The sequence below is a fragment of the Candidatus Saccharibacteria bacterium oral taxon 488 genome (assembly GCA_010202465.1).
Taxonomy (GTDB): Bacteria; Patescibacteriota; Saccharimonadia; order Saccharimonadales; family Saccharimonadaceae; genus Nanosynbacter.
The window spans coordinates 237,982-253,672 of record CP047919.1; the positions used below are offsets into that span (position 1 = coordinate 237,982).

At 52.0% G+C, this 15,691-nt stretch carries 18 protein-coding genes; all 18 read left to right on the forward strand.

Annotated features, from left to right (window positions below; translation table 11 throughout):
* The first annotated feature begins 14 nt into the window (after positions 1-14).
* Positions 15-503, forward strand: coding sequence for a methyltransferase domain-containing protein (locus GWK76_01250; GenBank protein QHU91955.1), 489 nt, complete (start codon positions 15-17; stop codon positions 501-503).
* A 15-nt stretch (positions 504-518) separates the two neighbouring features.
* A complete protein-coding gene (locus GWK76_01255; GenBank protein ID QHU91956.1) occupies positions 519-1,187 on the forward strand; it encodes a hypothetical protein in 669 nt (222 codons plus the stop codon).
* A gap of 84 nt (positions 1,188-1,271) precedes the next feature.
* Complete coding sequence (locus tag GWK76_01260; GenBank protein QHU91957.1) at positions 1,272-1,985, forward strand: hypothetical protein; 714 nt, start codon at positions 1,272-1,274, stop codon at positions 1,983-1,985.
* The gene (locus tag GWK76_01265; protein QHU91958.1) at positions 1,982-2,350 is read left to right on the forward strand and encodes a response regulator; all 369 of its coding nucleotides are present in this window, start codon (positions 1,982-1,984) and stop codon (positions 2,348-2,350) included. Before GWK76_01260 ends, GWK76_01265 begins: the two co-directional genes overlap by 4 nt.
* Positions 2,347-3,024, forward strand: a complete 678-nt coding sequence (recO, locus tag GWK76_01270) for a DNA repair protein RecO (GenBank protein ID QHU91959.1) — start codon at positions 2,347-2,349, stop codon at positions 3,022-3,024. Before GWK76_01265 ends, recO begins: the two co-directional genes overlap by 4 nt.
* Positions 3,025-3,974: 950 nt before the next feature.
* The gene (locus GWK76_01275; protein ID QHU91960.1) at positions 3,975-5,324 is read left to right on the forward strand and encodes a glycine--tRNA ligase; all 1,350 of its coding nucleotides are present in this window, start codon (positions 3,975-3,977) and stop codon (positions 5,322-5,324) included.
* A gap of 37 nt (positions 5,325-5,361) precedes the next feature.
* A complete protein-coding gene (locus GWK76_01280; protein ID QHU91961.1) occupies positions 5,362-5,979 on the forward strand; it encodes a hypothetical protein in 618 nt (205 codons plus the stop codon).
* Between the two features lie 205 nt (positions 5,980-6,184).
* On the forward strand, positions 6,185-6,406 hold the full coding sequence (locus GWK76_01285) for a hypothetical protein (protein QHU91962.1): 222 nt from the start codon (positions 6,185-6,187) through the stop codon (positions 6,404-6,406).
* Complete coding sequence (locus tag GWK76_01290; protein QHU91963.1) at positions 6,406-6,795, forward strand: type II toxin-antitoxin system death-on-curing family toxin; 390 nt, start codon at positions 6,406-6,408, stop codon at positions 6,793-6,795. Before GWK76_01285 ends, GWK76_01290 begins: the two co-directional genes overlap by 1 nt.
* Positions 6,796-6,813: 18 nt before the next feature.
* The gene (gene cyaB / locus GWK76_01295) at positions 6,814-7,380 is read left to right on the forward strand and encodes a class IV adenylate cyclase (GenBank protein QHU91964.1); all 567 of its coding nucleotides are present in this window, start codon (positions 6,814-6,816) and stop codon (positions 7,378-7,380) included.
* 77 nt (positions 7,381-7,457) lie between these two features.
* On the forward strand, positions 7,458-8,123 hold the full coding sequence (locus GWK76_01300) for an SDR family NAD(P)-dependent oxidoreductase (protein QHU91965.1): 666 nt from the start codon (positions 7,458-7,460) through the stop codon (positions 8,121-8,123).
* 26 nt (positions 8,124-8,149) lie between these two features.
* Positions 8,150-9,163 (forward strand): uridine diphosphate-N-acetylglucosamine-binding protein YvcK, encoded by a 1,014-nt coding sequence (gene yvcK, locus GWK76_01305; protein QHU91966.1) that lies wholly within the window; start codon positions 8,150-8,152, stop codon positions 9,161-9,163.
* Positions 9,160-9,774 carry a hypothetical protein gene (locus GWK76_01310; GenBank protein ID QHU91967.1) on the forward strand — a complete coding sequence of 205 codons (615 nt, stop codon included), beginning with the start codon at positions 9,160-9,162 and terminating at the stop codon, positions 9,772-9,774. The genes yvcK and GWK76_01310 overlap by 4 nt, the downstream gene beginning before the upstream one ends.
* Positions 9,758-10,915 (forward strand): diaminopimelate decarboxylase, encoded by a 1,158-nt coding sequence (locus GWK76_01315; GenBank protein QHU91968.1) that lies wholly within the window; start codon positions 9,758-9,760, stop codon positions 10,913-10,915. The genes GWK76_01310 and GWK76_01315 overlap by 17 nt, the downstream gene beginning before the upstream one ends.
* Positions 10,916-10,962: 47 nt before the next feature.
* Entirely contained in the window at positions 10,963-12,666 is a 1,704-nt protein-coding gene (locus GWK76_01320) for a hypothetical protein (protein ID QHU91969.1), read from the forward strand.
* A gap of 27 nt (positions 12,667-12,693) precedes the next feature.
* Complete coding sequence (locus GWK76_01325; protein QHU92549.1) at positions 12,694-13,119, forward strand: ribonuclease HI; 426 nt, start codon at positions 12,694-12,696, stop codon at positions 13,117-13,119.
* A 40-nt stretch (positions 13,120-13,159) separates the two neighbouring features.
* Complete coding sequence (locus tag GWK76_01330) at positions 13,160-14,137, forward strand: DUF4868 domain-containing protein (GenBank protein ID QHU91970.1); 978 nt, start codon at positions 13,160-13,162, stop codon at positions 14,135-14,137.
* 2 nt (positions 14,138-14,139) lie between these two features.
* Positions 14,140-15,660 (forward strand): AAA family ATPase, encoded by a 1,521-nt coding sequence (locus tag GWK76_01335; GenBank protein ID QHU91971.1) that lies wholly within the window; start codon positions 14,140-14,142, stop codon positions 15,658-15,660.
* Positions 15,661-15,691 lie beyond the last annotated feature (31 nt).

Below are 15,691 nucleotides of genomic sequence, written 5' to 3' on the forward strand. Positions count from 1 at the left end.
GCGGAGCGATTCTGATGATCTTTGCACTGCCAGCACTGATCGGTGCGCCGTATGTGCCGTCACGGTCGCGCGAGGTGCAGCGGCTGTTTGCTGAGGCGCTGCCGCTCGGTAAAGGTGATGTGGTGCTTGATATCGGATCGGGCGACGGTGTGGTGCTCATGGTGGCAGCTCAGCAGGGTGCACGGGTGATTGGCTATGAGATTAATCCATTTCTGGTGTTAATATCGCGCTGGCGGCTGCGAAAACTACCGAGCGCGCAGGTGTGCTGGGCGAATATCTGGCGGCAGTCGGTGCTCGACAAGGTGACGGTGATGTACACCTTTAGCGATGGTCGCGATATCGCAAAAATGTTTCAGCTGGCCGAGCGTCAAGCAGCCGCCCAGACCGGGCCACTGACCTTCGTGAGCTACGGATTTTCTGTCCCCGGCACGCAGCCGACAAAAGAATACCACGGCTATTTTCTCTATCGGCTGCCGGGAGGCTTTACATCGCCCGAAGCATAAGCTATACTGATGCATATGAGTAGAAAAACAGAGATGGAACAGGGATATGTCAATAGCTGGATGATTGTGGCGATTAGCGCGATCGTGCTGTTCGTGGCGGCTGGTAGCGCGGCGATCTGGGCGTACCTTGCATATTCACAGGAAAAAACTGCGGTCGAGAGCCGGATGGCGGTGGCTTCGGCCAAGGCGCGCGAAGAGCAATCCAAGGCTGACCGCGAGAAATTTAACGAAGAAGCCAAAAATCCACGTATTGAATTCGTTGGCCCTGAGCAGTACGGCCGCGTGTCGTTTATGTACCCAAAGACCTGGAGTGTTTACGTAGCGGCTGACGGCAGCGATCGCGGTGATTATAAAGCATATCTCCATCCGGTTATCGTGCCACCAACGAACACACATAGTAGCAACCAAAACAAGTTTGCGCTGCGCCTCGAGATTCTTAACAGTGACTTCAACAAGACGCTAGATCAGTACGCCAGCCTGCTGAAAAAGGGTGATTTGACCTCGAGTAGCGTCGAATATAACGGCAACACCGCCACGCGCATTGACGGTGCGTTTAGTAAGGATCTGCGCGGCTCCGTGGTGCTGATGAAGGTGCGCGACAAGACACTGCGTTTTTCAACCGATGCTGATACGTTTAAGCCAGATTTTGAGGCCATCCTTAAAACAGTGAAATTTGTACAGTAATTTTCTTGGTCGCGGCTGGTGCGTGAAATGATACGGAGCGGCAGCGGTTCTTTTTGGCGCCTCGGTTTGCTATACTAGAGGTATATGGCGCAGCCACAGTGGAGTGATAGGGAGTTTGCCGCAATGCCCAGCATAGCGGTGGCGGCGCATGAGCTAAAAGCGCCGCTGGCGTTGATTCGGCAGATGAGTTTATTGATCGAGGACGGCCAGCTCAGTCCAGCTGAGGCGCAGCTGATGCAGCGACGGCTGACGTTGACGGCGGAGCGCTCGCTGGCCTTGGTACAGGACTTAGCGCGTACCGTGAATGTGCAGCCAACGCTGTTTCCGCTGGAGCCGGTTAATCCACTGGCGCTACTGACCCAATTGGCGCACCAGTCGCGCGACATGCTGCGGCTGTATGACCGACGGGTGACGTGGCCGCGTACGGGCAAAAAGCGGCTGGTGGTGGCTAATCCATTGCTGCTCGGGCGGATCATGATGAATTTTCTCGATAATGCGATGCGCTATAGCGAGGCTGGGGCCGCAATTCGCGTGACTGTTCGCCAGGCAGGGACGATGGTGCGGCTGGGCGTACGGGATTTTGGGCCGATGATGAGTCTGGCTGAGTATCGGCGGCTGGTGGATGAGATGACTACGCGTAAATCAGTCAGAACCCGGCCGGATAGCAGTGGTCTCGGAGTGTATATCGCTGCAACGTTCGCGCGGGCGATGGGCGGGCAGATCGGGCTGATACGCCACCGAGACGGACTGACGTTTTATGTTGATGTGCCGCTCAGCGAGCAGATGAGCTTATTATGAAAAAACTCCTGATCATCGAGGATAATCCGCAGTGGGCGGCAGTGCTGGAGCGGTATGCGCTGGAGGCGGGGTATACGGCCCGAATAGTGGTGGCGGCTGGACAGGCGATAGCGATGCTTGATGAGTGGCGGCCGGATGGCTTGATTCTCGATATGCTGCTGGCGGGTGAGACGGGGATGGCGCTACTGAATGAACTGCAAAGCCACGAGGATCTGGCGCGGCTGCCAGTGGTGGTGTGTAGTAACGTAGTGCTTGACCTGGATCAGCTGCGGTCGTTTGGCGTGCGGGCGGTGCTCGATAAGGCGCGAATGACGCCCGACGACGTGCGAGCCGCGCTCAGCGTGCTAGGCGAGGAGGCTGAATGAAAGACGGTGAGCGGCTCAAGGCGATCGTGCTCCGGCGGACGGACTATGCAGAAGCCGATCGGGTGTTGCAGCTACTAACGCCTCAGGGGCGGCGGGCGGTGATCGCCAAGGGGGTGCGCCGCGAGCGGAGCAAGCTGGCTGGCGGCATTGAACTCCTGGCGCTGTGTGACGTGGTGATTCGTTCGGGCCGCGGCGAGCTGGGGCTGCTGACCAGTGCCAGGCTCAGCGCGTTTTATCGGCATATCCTCGAGGATTATGAGCGGATGCAGTTCGCTTACCAGGCGCTCAAGCTGGTGGCGCAGGCGACCGAGACCGTTGATGGGCCGGAGTGGTTCGCGGTGCTTAGCCAGGTGTTGGCGTGGCTTGATCGGCCGGCGGTTGATCGGCTGCTGGTCGAGACGTGGTTTTATATGCAGTACGCCGGGCTGTTGGGTGACGAGCTTAATCTCCGCACTGACGTGGCCGGGCGGATGCTGACGAGCGATAAATCATACATGTACGATCCAAGCGAAAAAGCCCTAAGGCCAAGCGAGCAGGGCGATCTAACGGCCGATCATATCAAGCTGCTGCGCCTCATCCAGGCCAAGCCGCTGGAAAACCTCACCCACATCGGTGGCCTCGGCCCAGTCATCGCTAGTTGCTGGCTGGTAGCTAGGCAGCATGCCGCGGTGTAACTGTGTCTTGTAGAGCATGCTTCACAATTGCTTTCCGTAGGGGGGGAGAAGGCAGATTCCATGAAAGTATTAGGGTTTTGCCTGGACTCAATATTCGACTGATCGAGCTTGGTGAGTATGTTATGTGTTGAAATATCGGGGTTCTCTTCGGGGTTAATTCCTATCTCTTCCGAGTATTGGCCACGGAAATATTCAATCTCATGTAAATAAGACTCCTTGCAGTACTCCAGCTCGAGATCTGGCTTACTTATTTTGATAATCTCATCGGCACATTCCCAGAGCAGGGCAACCGCGCTTCTTTTAGCGTCGTCATCAAATCGACCCATCGCGGCGAGATCGCGTAACGTGCGCGCTAGGAATATTTTATTGAGGACGGAACTAAAAGAAATATCTGTTCTTTTGGTCTGACTGGCGTAAACACTGTGAGCATCTTCTAGTGCTTGATCTAGGAAGGCCACCTTTACTTGGTCGGACACTTTACTGGTGCAGGCAGAGTCAAAATTACGCTTTGCCGAGAGAAAAGTATTGTGTTCATAGGGGGTGATGAGTCCTGAGAGTTGATCTCTGAGTAGCATCCATTGCCCAAAGTATTCTCTAATTTTACCTTGCTCCTGAGCTGTTAGCGGGCTTGTGGAGCTAAAAGCAGCGAAACCAGTGACGCGGATCCCTTCGGCGACTATGCTTCTAGCTCTATCATCCGCTCCTTCGTATTTATCAGAAATCTCTAGTAATCTACGGACCTCCTCCAATGAGTATTCCTGGGGGTGACGTATTACAGGGGAATCTGGAAAAATTTTATCTGTAGACGATGTGTTGTACTGTTCCTGACTCATAACACCATTGATACTCCCTATGTGCGATTGTTGCACAATAAATAGCGACCGTCAAGCATGCTATAATAAACCTTAGTTAATGAATCGCCATGTTGCCAACATGGAGAAAGGTTTTTGATGAGTCAAGCAAAAATGGAAGATATTATCAGCCTGTGCAAGCGCCGCGGCTTTATTTATCAGGGGTCGGATGTGTATGGTGGTCTGAGCGGTACGTGGGATTATGGTCCGCTGGGTGTGCAGCTGAAGCGTAATATCATGAATTTGTGGTGGCGCCGGTTTGTCGACGAGCGCGATGACATGTACGGTGTGGATGCGGCGATTTTGATGAACCAGAAGGTCTGGCAGGCCAGTGGGCATGTCGATACCTTCGTTGATCCGCTGTGCGAAGATACGGTCAACCACCGCCGCTACCGCACCGATCATCTCCTCAAAGATAATGGTGTTGACGCGGATGGTATGACCATGGCGCAGATGGATGCGGCGATTGTAGAACAAGGCATCAAAAGCCCGGATGGTAATCCACTGAGCGCATCGCGCACCTTCAATATGATGTTCAAAACGCACGTTGGTGCGACCGAGAGTGAGGATAGTATCAGCTATCTCCGCCCCGAAACTGCCCAAGGTATCTTCACCAATTTCAAAAACGTCGTCGATAGTTTTTATCCTAATCTGCCGTTTGGTATCGCTCAACAGGGCAAGGCGTTTCGTAATGAGATTGCGCCGCGCGATTTCGTCTTCCGCTCTCGTGAGTTCGAGCAGATGGAGATTGAATATTTCGTCGACCCTGAGCATTGGCAGGAGGCGTTTGATGAGCTGCTGGCGGCGACGCATGCGTTTTTGGCAGAGCTGGGCTTGAGACAAGAGCACATCCACGAGCTGGACGTGCCGGCGGAGGATCGGGCGCATTACAGCAAAAAGACGATCGACATCGAATACGATTATCCAATTGGTCGCGAGGAGCTGATGGGTATCGCGTACCGGACTGATTTTGACTTGGTGAACATCCAGCGTGCCAGTGGTAAGAGCATGGAATATACCGTCAAGGGAACGAACACAAAATTTGTTCCGCACGTCATTGAGCCGTCGTTTGGCGTGGAGCGGGCGCTGATGGCGGTGCTGTCGAGTGCGTACCGTGAGGACGAGCAAAACGGTGAAAAGCGGGTGTATTTGGCGTTGCCAGAGCATCTGGCGCCAGTCAAATTTGCCGTCTCGCCACTACTGAAGAACAAGCCAGAATTGGTAGAAAAAGCCCGCGACGTCTACGCGAGCCTCGCCAAATCTAACCCCGGTCGGGTGATGTGGGATGACAATGGCAACATCGGCAAACGCTATCGCCGCCAAGACGAAATCGGCACGCCGCACTGCGTAGTCATCGACTTCCAGACGCTGGAGGACGGCACCGTCACCGTGCGCGAGCGAGATACGACGGCGCAGAGGAGAGTGAGGGTTGAGGGGTTGCAGATCTAGACATGAAAAAGCAAATTGGTTTTGAGGAGCTAAAATATTGATAGAAAATAGACCTGAGTTTGATAAAATTACATCGTTTGCTGAGTTTAATAAATACTATTGGTATCGTGAGGAAATTTCACAGATATGTAGGTCATTAGGATTAGAATATAAAGGTACAAAACAGGAACTCAATTATATTATTGAGCAATACTTTAAGGGTAATTTGATTAAAAAGTCATCAATAAAAAATGAAAAGAAGCAAGTTGAAAATATTACGTTAGATACGCTATTGCTTGAATGTGGTTTTTCCTTTAACGCAAAATTCAGAGAATATTTTTCTGCTTTAACGGGTATCTCACCATTTAAATTTACTGCTGATATGGCTACCGCTTGGAGAAAAGTAAAGAAAGAAAAAGATTTGAGTTTTACAATTCAAGATATGCTAAAAGTTTATTATGGAGAGTCAGATTATGCCAAGTATGATAATTCGGTTTGTCAATGGAATCAATTCTTAAAGGATTTCTGTGCAGATGAAAATAGCCGCGACTATTCTAACAAATTAAAAGTAGCTGCTATTCTTTGGAAAGAAGTCAGAAATTCAAAAAATGAAAAAATTTATTCAAAGAATCTTTTAACTGAATATGCCGGTAAAATAAAAGAGTATCACGAGTAGGTAATTCCCAGCTTGTTAAACTAACACAGTAAAGCTAATAAAGAAAGAAGCGGATAAGATATAAATTTATCAAAGAAATTTTGTTTATGTCCTTGACGAATCTTCCCAAGCGGAGATCTCATGACGCAGAATTTAGATGGAGCGGATCATCTAGGCTATTTATAGTAATATTGCAATAAAATTATAAATTTGTTATAATTTTTGCATGACAATCACTACAATTCAGAAGATTATCAAGATTGGTTCCAGCCGCGGCGTGACGTTGCCGGCTAAGCAACTACGGGTGCTGGGCGTTCGTGATGGTGATGAGATTGAGGTTACGATACGCAAGCGGACGGTGGCAGTCGATGGTGATAAAGTATTAAAGGTTGCAAATTCGCTCCTTGAGCGATACAAAGAGGACTTTTCTCACTTGGCGAAGCGCTAATGGTTAGTTTGACCCTCGAGCAGATCTTGCAACTTCATGCGCTAGTTCTTGTAAAAGACGGCGGTGCAGATGGCGTGCGTGACGTCGGACGGCTGGAGGCTGCGGTGTCAACACAGCATCAAGTAGTATTTGGCGAGGAATTGTACGCAACAGTATTTACCAAGGCAGCGGCGTTGATGCGCGGGATTATTGGCGACCATCCGTTCGCTGATGGTAATAAGCGGACGGCAATGCTAGCCGGGCTGACTTTGCTGGAGGTGAAAGGGTATAATTTTACAGCACAGCGAGGTGAACTAGAAAATTTCGCTGTCCGCGCCGCGACCGATCATCTCGATATTGATGCGATTGCTGATTGGCTGAAGTGTCATTCGCAAATGCGCGTGTCCTGAGTATGATACCATTTAGGTATGAGAGAAATTGAGATAAAAGTTAAATTGCGAGATAAAGAAGGGTTGCTGGCTGCGCTGGCGGCTAAGGGTGTTGTCCTCAGCGAGCCAGTGCATCAGCGTGATCAGGTGTTTGGTTCGCCAGGAGAAGCTGGCGGTGACGGCAATACAGCGCCTTGGTTACGGGTGCGTACCGAGACGCGTAGACAAGGTGAAGATGAAACGAAGCGGGCGTTATTCACTTTCAAACGATCAGTGACTGGGCAGCTGGACAGTATTGAGCATGAAACAGGGGTCGATGATCCAGATGCCATGATCGCTATCGTTAAGGGTCTAGGCTTTGTAGCATTTTCGGATATGTCAAAGATTCGCCAGACTGGCACGTTGAATGGTACAGAAGTATGTGTCGACTCGGTGGAGGGCTTAGGTGACTTTATGGAATTGGAGCAATTAGCCGATGAGGATGCTGATCCTGCTGCTATAGTCAATTGTCTGTGGCGCGAGATGGCCGAGTTGGGGATTAGTAGCCGTGACGATGAGGTGACTGATGGCTATGATATCCTAATGAAGAAGTTGAGGGCGCAGTAAAGACACCCAATTATCTTAACTGAGGTGCCTACGCTTGGCATTTTACAGTCCATCACTCCTCCTGCTATACTAACCATATGCATATTATTCTTGGTGGGACGAGCGGGCTTGGACTGGAGATGGCCAGGCAGCTCAGAGAAAGTGGCAAGCGCGTGCTGGTGTTGGGGAAGACGCATAACGTTCAGGAGCACGGCGAGGGATTCCCGTTGGACGTGTACTATCTCAAGCAAGTAGCGGCGGCATCAGCGCGGATTGAGCAGATGTTGGGCGGCGATGATATTGAGCAGTTTGTCTGGGCGGCGGGCTATGGCTGGCGCGGTAATTTCGAGGATCAGCCTGATGCGCGCTCGATGGCGGAGGTTAATTTCGCTGGTCCGTTGCCACTGGTGCAGTGGGCCTGGCATAGGATGGCGCAGCAGCGAATACGATCCACACTAACGGTAATCGGCTCAACCAGTAGTATCAAAGCTCGCGGGGACGAAGCGGTGTATGTAGCGACCAAGCACGCCCAGGCGGGGCTGGCGCGCAGCTTGGCCTTGCAGGCGGACGAGCAGCATTTACCGATTCGCGTGGCGCTATTCTTGCCCGGGGCGATGAAAACACCGTTTTGGCGGGGACATCGGCCGGATGATTATGTCTTTTTCAATGACCCAGCCAAGGTGGCTGAGCATATATTGATCGCCGTTAACACGCAGTACCAGACATTCCTCGAATGGCCACTACCAAAGGGTACGTTGGTCTAACCTCGCTGAAGTGCTATAATGCGGGCATGACGTACGAATTGAATAGAGAATATTTTGGAGTAAAAATTGTAGTAATTGGCGGCGGAACTGGTAGTTTCACGCTGCTATCGGGTTTGAAAAAGTATACCCACAGCATCACGGCGCTGGTCAACATGGTTGACGATGGCGGCTCGACAGGTATGCTGCGCGATGAGCTGGGTGTGTTGCCGGCGGGTGATGTGCGGCAATGTCTAGTGGCGCTGAGCAGTTCGCCAAAGGTGCGCGATCTGTTCAACTACCGGTTTGACGAGGGTAGTATGAAGGGGCATGCATTTGGTAATTTGTTCATGGCGGCGCTGGAAAAGATGACGGGGAGTTTTTCGCAGGCAGTCGAGACAGCCAGCGAGGTGCTCGGCGTTAACGGACGGGTGTTTCCGATTACGCTGGATGATACCAAGCTATCGCTGAGGCTGCGTGACGGCACAATCGTCGAGGGCGAGCATGCTATTGAGGTGACGAATATTCCAGGCGATGAGCGGCCGTGGCTGGAACTCAGCCCGCCAGCAACGATTAATCCGCATGCTCGGCAAGCGATTCTGGATGCTGATCTCGTGGTGGTAGCGCCAGGGTTATTGTATGGTAGTTTGGCGCCAGCACTACTGGTGCGCGGTGTAACGCGGGCTTTGGCTGAGACCAAGGCTAAGAAGGTCTATGTCTGTAATCTAGTGACCAAGCCGACGCAGACCGATGGCTTTACGGTGGCGGATTTTGTTGACGAGATCGAGCGGTTTGCTGGGGTGAGCATGGATTATGTACTGTATAACAATTATCGTCCGCCACAGGCACTGCTTGATAAATACGCGCACAATGGTGAATATTTGGTGGAATGGGACGAGGCGGAGCTCAAGAAAAAGCATTATTATGCTTCGGGCAAGCACCTGATCGCTAACGGCGTTCGCCAGCATAATAAAAAGGCCGATCCGCTGGCGGCGCTGCGTAGTCTGATCCGTCACGACAGCGATAAAATCGCGCGAGAACTAATGAGGATTTACTTTTCATGAGTTTGAAGTTGTTTCTTGATCTTGATCGCACCTTGTTTCGGACGAGTGAACTGGATGCGGCAGAGTGGGGGCTGCTTGGGCGGCAGTTTGGTATTGATAGCGAGGTAGAGCTGGCGCGGCGGACTGACTTTCATGTGCGCACTGAGAAAGCATACTATTATGATTTCGCGGCGCATGTGCGGGCGGCGGGACTTGATGATGAGGAGACGTTCTCGTTCTTGCTTCAGTCGGCACTGGCTGATGGGCGAATGGAATACGACGGAGTGGCTGAGCTGGTGGTGTGGGCCAGGCAGTGCGGATCTGTGCATGTTTTGACCTATGGGCCAAAGGATTACCAGCAGTTCAAGGCGGCGCTATGCCCGTCGCTTAAGGAGATAGAGATTATCACTACCTTGCAGCCGAAAGGTGATTATTTCCGCGAGCAGCACCCTACTAGTGAGGCGTGGATGGTTGATGATAAGCCAATTGGCGGTGATCTACCTGATACTGTGCGATTTATCCAAACGGCAGAATATAACGGCATTGTGGCGCCAGAACATCCAGCGTGGCTAGTGGCGACAGCATTGAGTCAGATTCCTGAGATAGTGGATAGGTATGAACTTTCCAATTGATCAACTGCCCGAAGCGCTTGATACGCCGAGTTTTGTATACTCGCGGCGGATGCTACGGGAGCAGGCGCGGCAGGCGTTGGCGTGCCAAGTGCCGTTCGGCTTGACGGTGCGTTACGCGGCCAAGGCAAATTCGCACCCCGAGATTATACGATTATTTGATAAGTTGGGGTTGCAATTTGATGCCAGCTCAAGTTACGAGGCGGCGCTATTACTCAAGCAGGGGGTGAGCGGCCCAACAATCAGCCTCTCTAGCCAGCAGCCGGCGCACAACCTTGATGAGCTGCTCCAGGCTGGCGTGCGTTACGTGGCGACGTCGCTTCGTCAATTAGAGCTGTTTGCCTCGAGTCCATACCGCCCAAATACGGTCGGTCTGCGGCTCAATCCTGGCATGGGCTCGGGGCATAATAATCGGACGATGACCGGTGGGGTTAATTCCAGCTTTGGCTTGTGGCATGCGTATACCGAGCAGGCGCTAGGGCTGGCGAGGCGTCATAACATAACGATTGATCGGCTGCATATTCACATCGGCTCGGGTGCTGATCCACGGTTGTGGGGCGAGGCGATGGATGCGGCATTGGCGCTTGTTGGGCGACTGCCAGAGGTGACCACTCTAGACATTGGCGGCGGCTTTAAGGTGTATCGGTTCGGTGATGAGCAGGAGGCGGATCTGGCAGCAATTTGCGAGGTGTTTTCTCGGAAATTAGCTCAGTTTTCTGAAGAAACCGGGCGGCAATTACATCTAGAAATTGAACCGGGAACCTGGCTGGTGGCGCACGCTGGTGTGTTGGTTGCGGAGGTGGTGGACATTGTTGATACCGGGGCGGATGGTCATACATTTTTGCGCCTTGATACCGGTATGAATGACATCACCCGGCCGGGAATGTATGGCGCGCAGCACGAGATGATGGTGTTGTCGGGTCGCGAGGAGCAGCGAGAGTACATCGTGGTAGGGCATTGCTGCGAGACGGGCGATATCTTGACACCGGCACCCAGTAATCCAGAAAATCTCGAATCGCGACGACTAACTCAGGCGGAGATTGGTGATAAGCTAGTGATCTTTGATGCGGGGGCGTATTGCCAGAGCATGTCGCTGAAACGGTACAATGCGTATCCGGATGCCGGCGCGTATTTTATTGACTAAATTTAATTCATCTGTTATAATAGCCCAGTTTGACAACGAACTGAATTATGAGTGAATTATGTTCTTCGCGCAGTGAGCAGCCAGAGCCAAGCACACCGCAAAAATTTGAAAAAACGATAGACCTCGAACGTCCATCTCTTGAGTTTCCTTTTCAGTTGGCGCTTGAGGAATATTTCCAAGCCGATGGAGTGGGTGAGCGAGAAGATCTGATAGAGCATGCTAAGCGGACGATGGAACTGGTGGAGGAGTTTGCCGGCTTGAAACTACCGCCCGAAGCGCTTTATGCCGTGCTGCTGCATGACGTGGTCGACCGTTTTCACAACAGAGACAGCCAGAAGTGCACACCGGAGCGTCGACAGGCTGCTGGCTTGGCTCTGGCCGATGTATTTACGAATCCTGAAACTGGGGTGACGTGTGCGCAGGGTTCATATGTAGCGTCGCTCCTAGCGGACTTTATTGCAACGGAAAAGGCCTCTGCTCATCACCGAGTGCGGGTGGCCACTACTATCCCTGAAGATATCAGAGAGATTATCACTGATCATTATCAAGAATCGGTACCGGCTGAGGCATGGCGGCAGATCGAGCCATTTGTTGATGTGGAGCAGATGGCTGAATTCCTCGATAAAACCAATATCGAGGCGGTGATCATCAAGGCCTGTGAGCTACTCGACAATATGTGCTATCCGTCATCATCGCGTGAGTCTGCCAAACTGCAGGATGTCTTGGAGGCGGAGTCATTCTATGCGCCGCTGTGTGAAGTGATGGGATTTGACGGGCTGGCGGCAAGCCTGCGTTCACAGGCGCATATCATTCGGCTGGAGGGGCAGGGCAAGCGTAAGCTCATCGAGGAGATCCGCGAGCAGTATGAAAAAACTCGCCACGTTGGTGTCCGTAATTTAGTTAATACAATTTTTGGTACTGAACAAGTCGAGACCGAAGCAGTGGTTGGTTTGCGCAGTGAAGCATCGTGTCACAATCGGTCAGTTCACATCGGAGATTTTGTAGCGCAAAACGGTAAGGTGGTCTATGGAAAATATCGCCTGAAAACCGTGGGGTCGTGGGCAGCCAAGGTGCATGAAGCTCGTCAGAATGGCAAACCGGAGTATACGCCGATGGACGTGCTCGGCCTGACCGTTATATCAGATACGGTAGCGGATCAGGCACGTGATTTTGTGGCGTTTTTGCAGCAGCGAATTGATACAACCCCAGCGTTTCAGCTAAAAAAGGCTGCCAGTAAATCCAGTGCCATTTGTGTCCATGGTACGGTGGATTATGTTACTACCGTTCGCCGGGAGATGGAGCAACGCGGGTTTGATACAGAGCGCTGCGAGTTTGTGGTCCAGGATGCTGAAAGTGTGCAGCAGCGCGGTCAGAAATATCAGGTTTCCAAGACGACTTTCCTGATGGATTATCCAGGGCTAGACAAGGGCGTGCCGGTCGAAGTGCAGTTTGTCACCGAGGATGAGCGTCGGCGATCGCGGACGGGAGAGGTGGCGCATATTATTTATAAATATATTCGTCAGCTGGAGCGGCAGCGCCCAGTCTCTGATGAAGATAAATTAGAGCAGCAGAACTCAGTCTCTGACAAAGATAAACATTCCATTGCTAGAGAGATGTCTCAGCTGCTCGAGCAGATCCACCAGCGGCGCGACTATGCCAGCCATGATCTGGAAGTAAATGAGCGTTCAACTCCGGCGCGTGATGCGTTGCTGGAGGATTTATATCATTTCTTGTGTCATGAGCTCGCCTAGTCTCGGCAAACTATGTATAATCAGAATATGACAATTTACTACACTGACGGTTCGACTAGCCCCAATCCCGGCCCGGGCGGCTTCGCGGTGATCAAGGATCTTCAGCCGTGGATTTTGGGTTCGGAGAACGGCGAGACGACGAATATTCGCATGGAAGGCAAGGCGCTGATTACGGCGCTTCGGGACGCTGACGGCGCGCCATGTGTGATTTATACTGATAGCGAATTTTGGATCAATGTGGTGACCAAGTGGGCGCCAGGCTGGAGGCAGCGCGGCTGGACAAAGAAGGGTGGCGAGATTAAGAACTTGGATATCGTACAGGAATTATACGAGTTATATGTGCAGTCGCAGGCGGAACTCCGCTGGGTGCGTGGCCACGAGGGCGACGAGGGCAATGAGCTGGCGGATGAGTGGGCCAACCGAGCGCGTGAAGGCGAGCGATTAACTAAATAGCAGCTGGCGACATCTGACAAAAATTGCTATAATTACCCTCATGGAAGAAGTGAGGGAAACGACTGATATTTTTTTGTGGGCCAATCAAACTGATGCGAAGAAGAACGATTTACAGATAGAGCTGTTCTTATTTAATAAAAATTATACGCCGTATGTTATGCCTTTGAAAGGCGATGTTGAGCAGCAGCTGCGGCCGCTATTTTTGTTTGATTATATCAATCAAGTTAATTTGGGGGCGGGTACCGGCCTCAGTGTGCGCGACTATGAGCTGAGCGAAGCGGAAGATAACGTGCTATTGCGAGCAGACCTCGCCAAGGTTGGCCGAGCGGAAACCTTGCTTCATTTGATTGAGCATGAGCGCGGCGACATCGTGGAATTCTCGGAAACCGAGCATGAGTTCAAGCGGATGAAGGGCGTGATAGCGCGGTTTACTGACCCAAATGATCCAGAAAAAATCTTTTACACCGCCAAATTAATTCAGCAGGGGCAGACGCTGAAAAGCGCGCTGGCGTGGGAGTTTTCTGACGGCAAGTTTGGCGCGTTTAAGGCGGAAGTCGGGTTTAAGGTGCCAGACGATAACCAGGTGCTGATCATCGGTCAGGATATATTTGCCTTTAATCCAGGCAAGTTTGAGCGCATGTTTGGCTATGAATACAAGAAGCAGGTGATTGCTGATAAGAAAGTGGCAGAGATTGAAAAGCAATATAAATTGAGTTTTCCTGAAGGACTAGACCTCAATGCGTTGGTCAAGGAACGCAAAAAGACCATTAATAAGTTGCAGAAATTGGAGATCGGCGAGGTCAAGCAGGAGCAGGTGCTGGACTATGCTGACGAGATGCAGCTAGAGCTGATGAGCGACGATAACGGTGCGATTATCATTATGGATGGTAATGATCTCGACATGTTTGTGAACCTGATCAACGAGGATTACATTGAGAGCAAAATTACCGGCAAACGCTACGAAATTACGTCGAAAAAACTGCTGGGCGAGCCAGAGGGCGAGCCGCCGCGAGGTTAAGTATGGACCAGGAATTGGCGCTGGCGATTTTGATGAGCGGTCGGTCGGCGCTGCTGACGGGCGCGGCTGGGACGGGCAAAACGCACCTGCTGAATACTTTTATTGCACAGGCACGTGACCAGGGTAAAAAGGTGTCGGTAACAGCGACGACGGGCTTGGCGGCAACGCACTTGGGCGGCAATACGATTCACAGTTGGAGCGGTATTGGTGTCAGTGATTATTTGGCGAACAACTTTTTTGATCGGCTGTCAAAAACGCGGCGTGAGGTGATTACCAAGACTGATGTGCTGGTGATTGATGAGATTTCCATGCTGCATGATTTTCGGCTGGATATGGTTGACCGGGTGCTGCGCGGCGTCAGGGAAAACGACCAGCCGTTTGGTGGTGTGCAGCTGGTGATGAGTGGCGATTTTTTCCAATTGCCACCGATCAATCGTCCGGGCGAGCAGGGCGGCGGTTTTGTGGTGTATTCGGAAGCGTGGCAGGAATTGCAGCCGGCGGTGCTGTATCTGCAGCGGCAATATCGGCAAAATGACGAGCAGCTCCTCGAGATTTTGACGGCACTGAGAAATGACGATATTAGGCGGCATCATGCCGAGACGCTGCTGGCGCGGACTGAAGTCGAGCTGCCTGATGGTGATATCACCGAACTACACACCGTCAATGTTGATGTTGACGCCATCAATAGCCAGAAGCTGGCGGAGCTGGCGGGCGATGAGCGGACGTATCAGCAGACGACGACTGGTTCAAAAGTGTATGTCGAGAGTCTGCAGCGGTCGGTGCTGGCGCCGAGTGAACTTGTGTTGAAGTTGGGCGCGTTGGTGATGGCGGTGAAAAATTCGCCCCAGAAATTGTACGCCAACGGTAGTATCGGCACGGTGGTGGATTTCGAGCCACTGACCGATTATCCGATCGTGGAGTTTCGTGGTGGCCGGCAGGTGATGATGGTGCCGGATGTGTGGGAACTACGCGACGGTGAGCGCAAGCGGGCCAGTATCTCGCAGGTGCCACTGCGGCTGGCCTGGGCCATCACGGTGCATAAAAGCCAAGGCATGACGCTGGACGCGGCAAAAATTGACCTGAGAAAAGCGTTTGTTGAAGGTATGGGTTATGTGGCGCTCAGTCGGGTACGAGATTTGGATAACTTGTATCTATATGGCATTAACCGCAAGGCATTGGCTGTCTTGCCCGATGCGTTGGCGATTGATGAAGTGTTGCAGCGAGCAAGTAGTGAGGTGACCAAACACTATCGTCCGATGCTCGAGGAGATGAAGCGAAAACAGCCACCGCCGAAAAAATCCGGCAAGAAGCCTCAGTCTGGCAGCTGGCAGCAAAAAATTGCCAAAATGCGCGAAACCTATCCTAAAGCATACATGCCGTGGGAAAAAGCCGACGACGACATTCTCAAACAAGAATTTTTACAGGGCGCAACTATCCAGCAGCTTAGTCAACAACTTGGCCGACATGAAGGCTCAATCAAGATGCGGCTGCAGAAACATTTTGGGGAGGATGTGGTGCAGTAGCCCCGGGCTGGCAGATGAGCTGATAACTTGG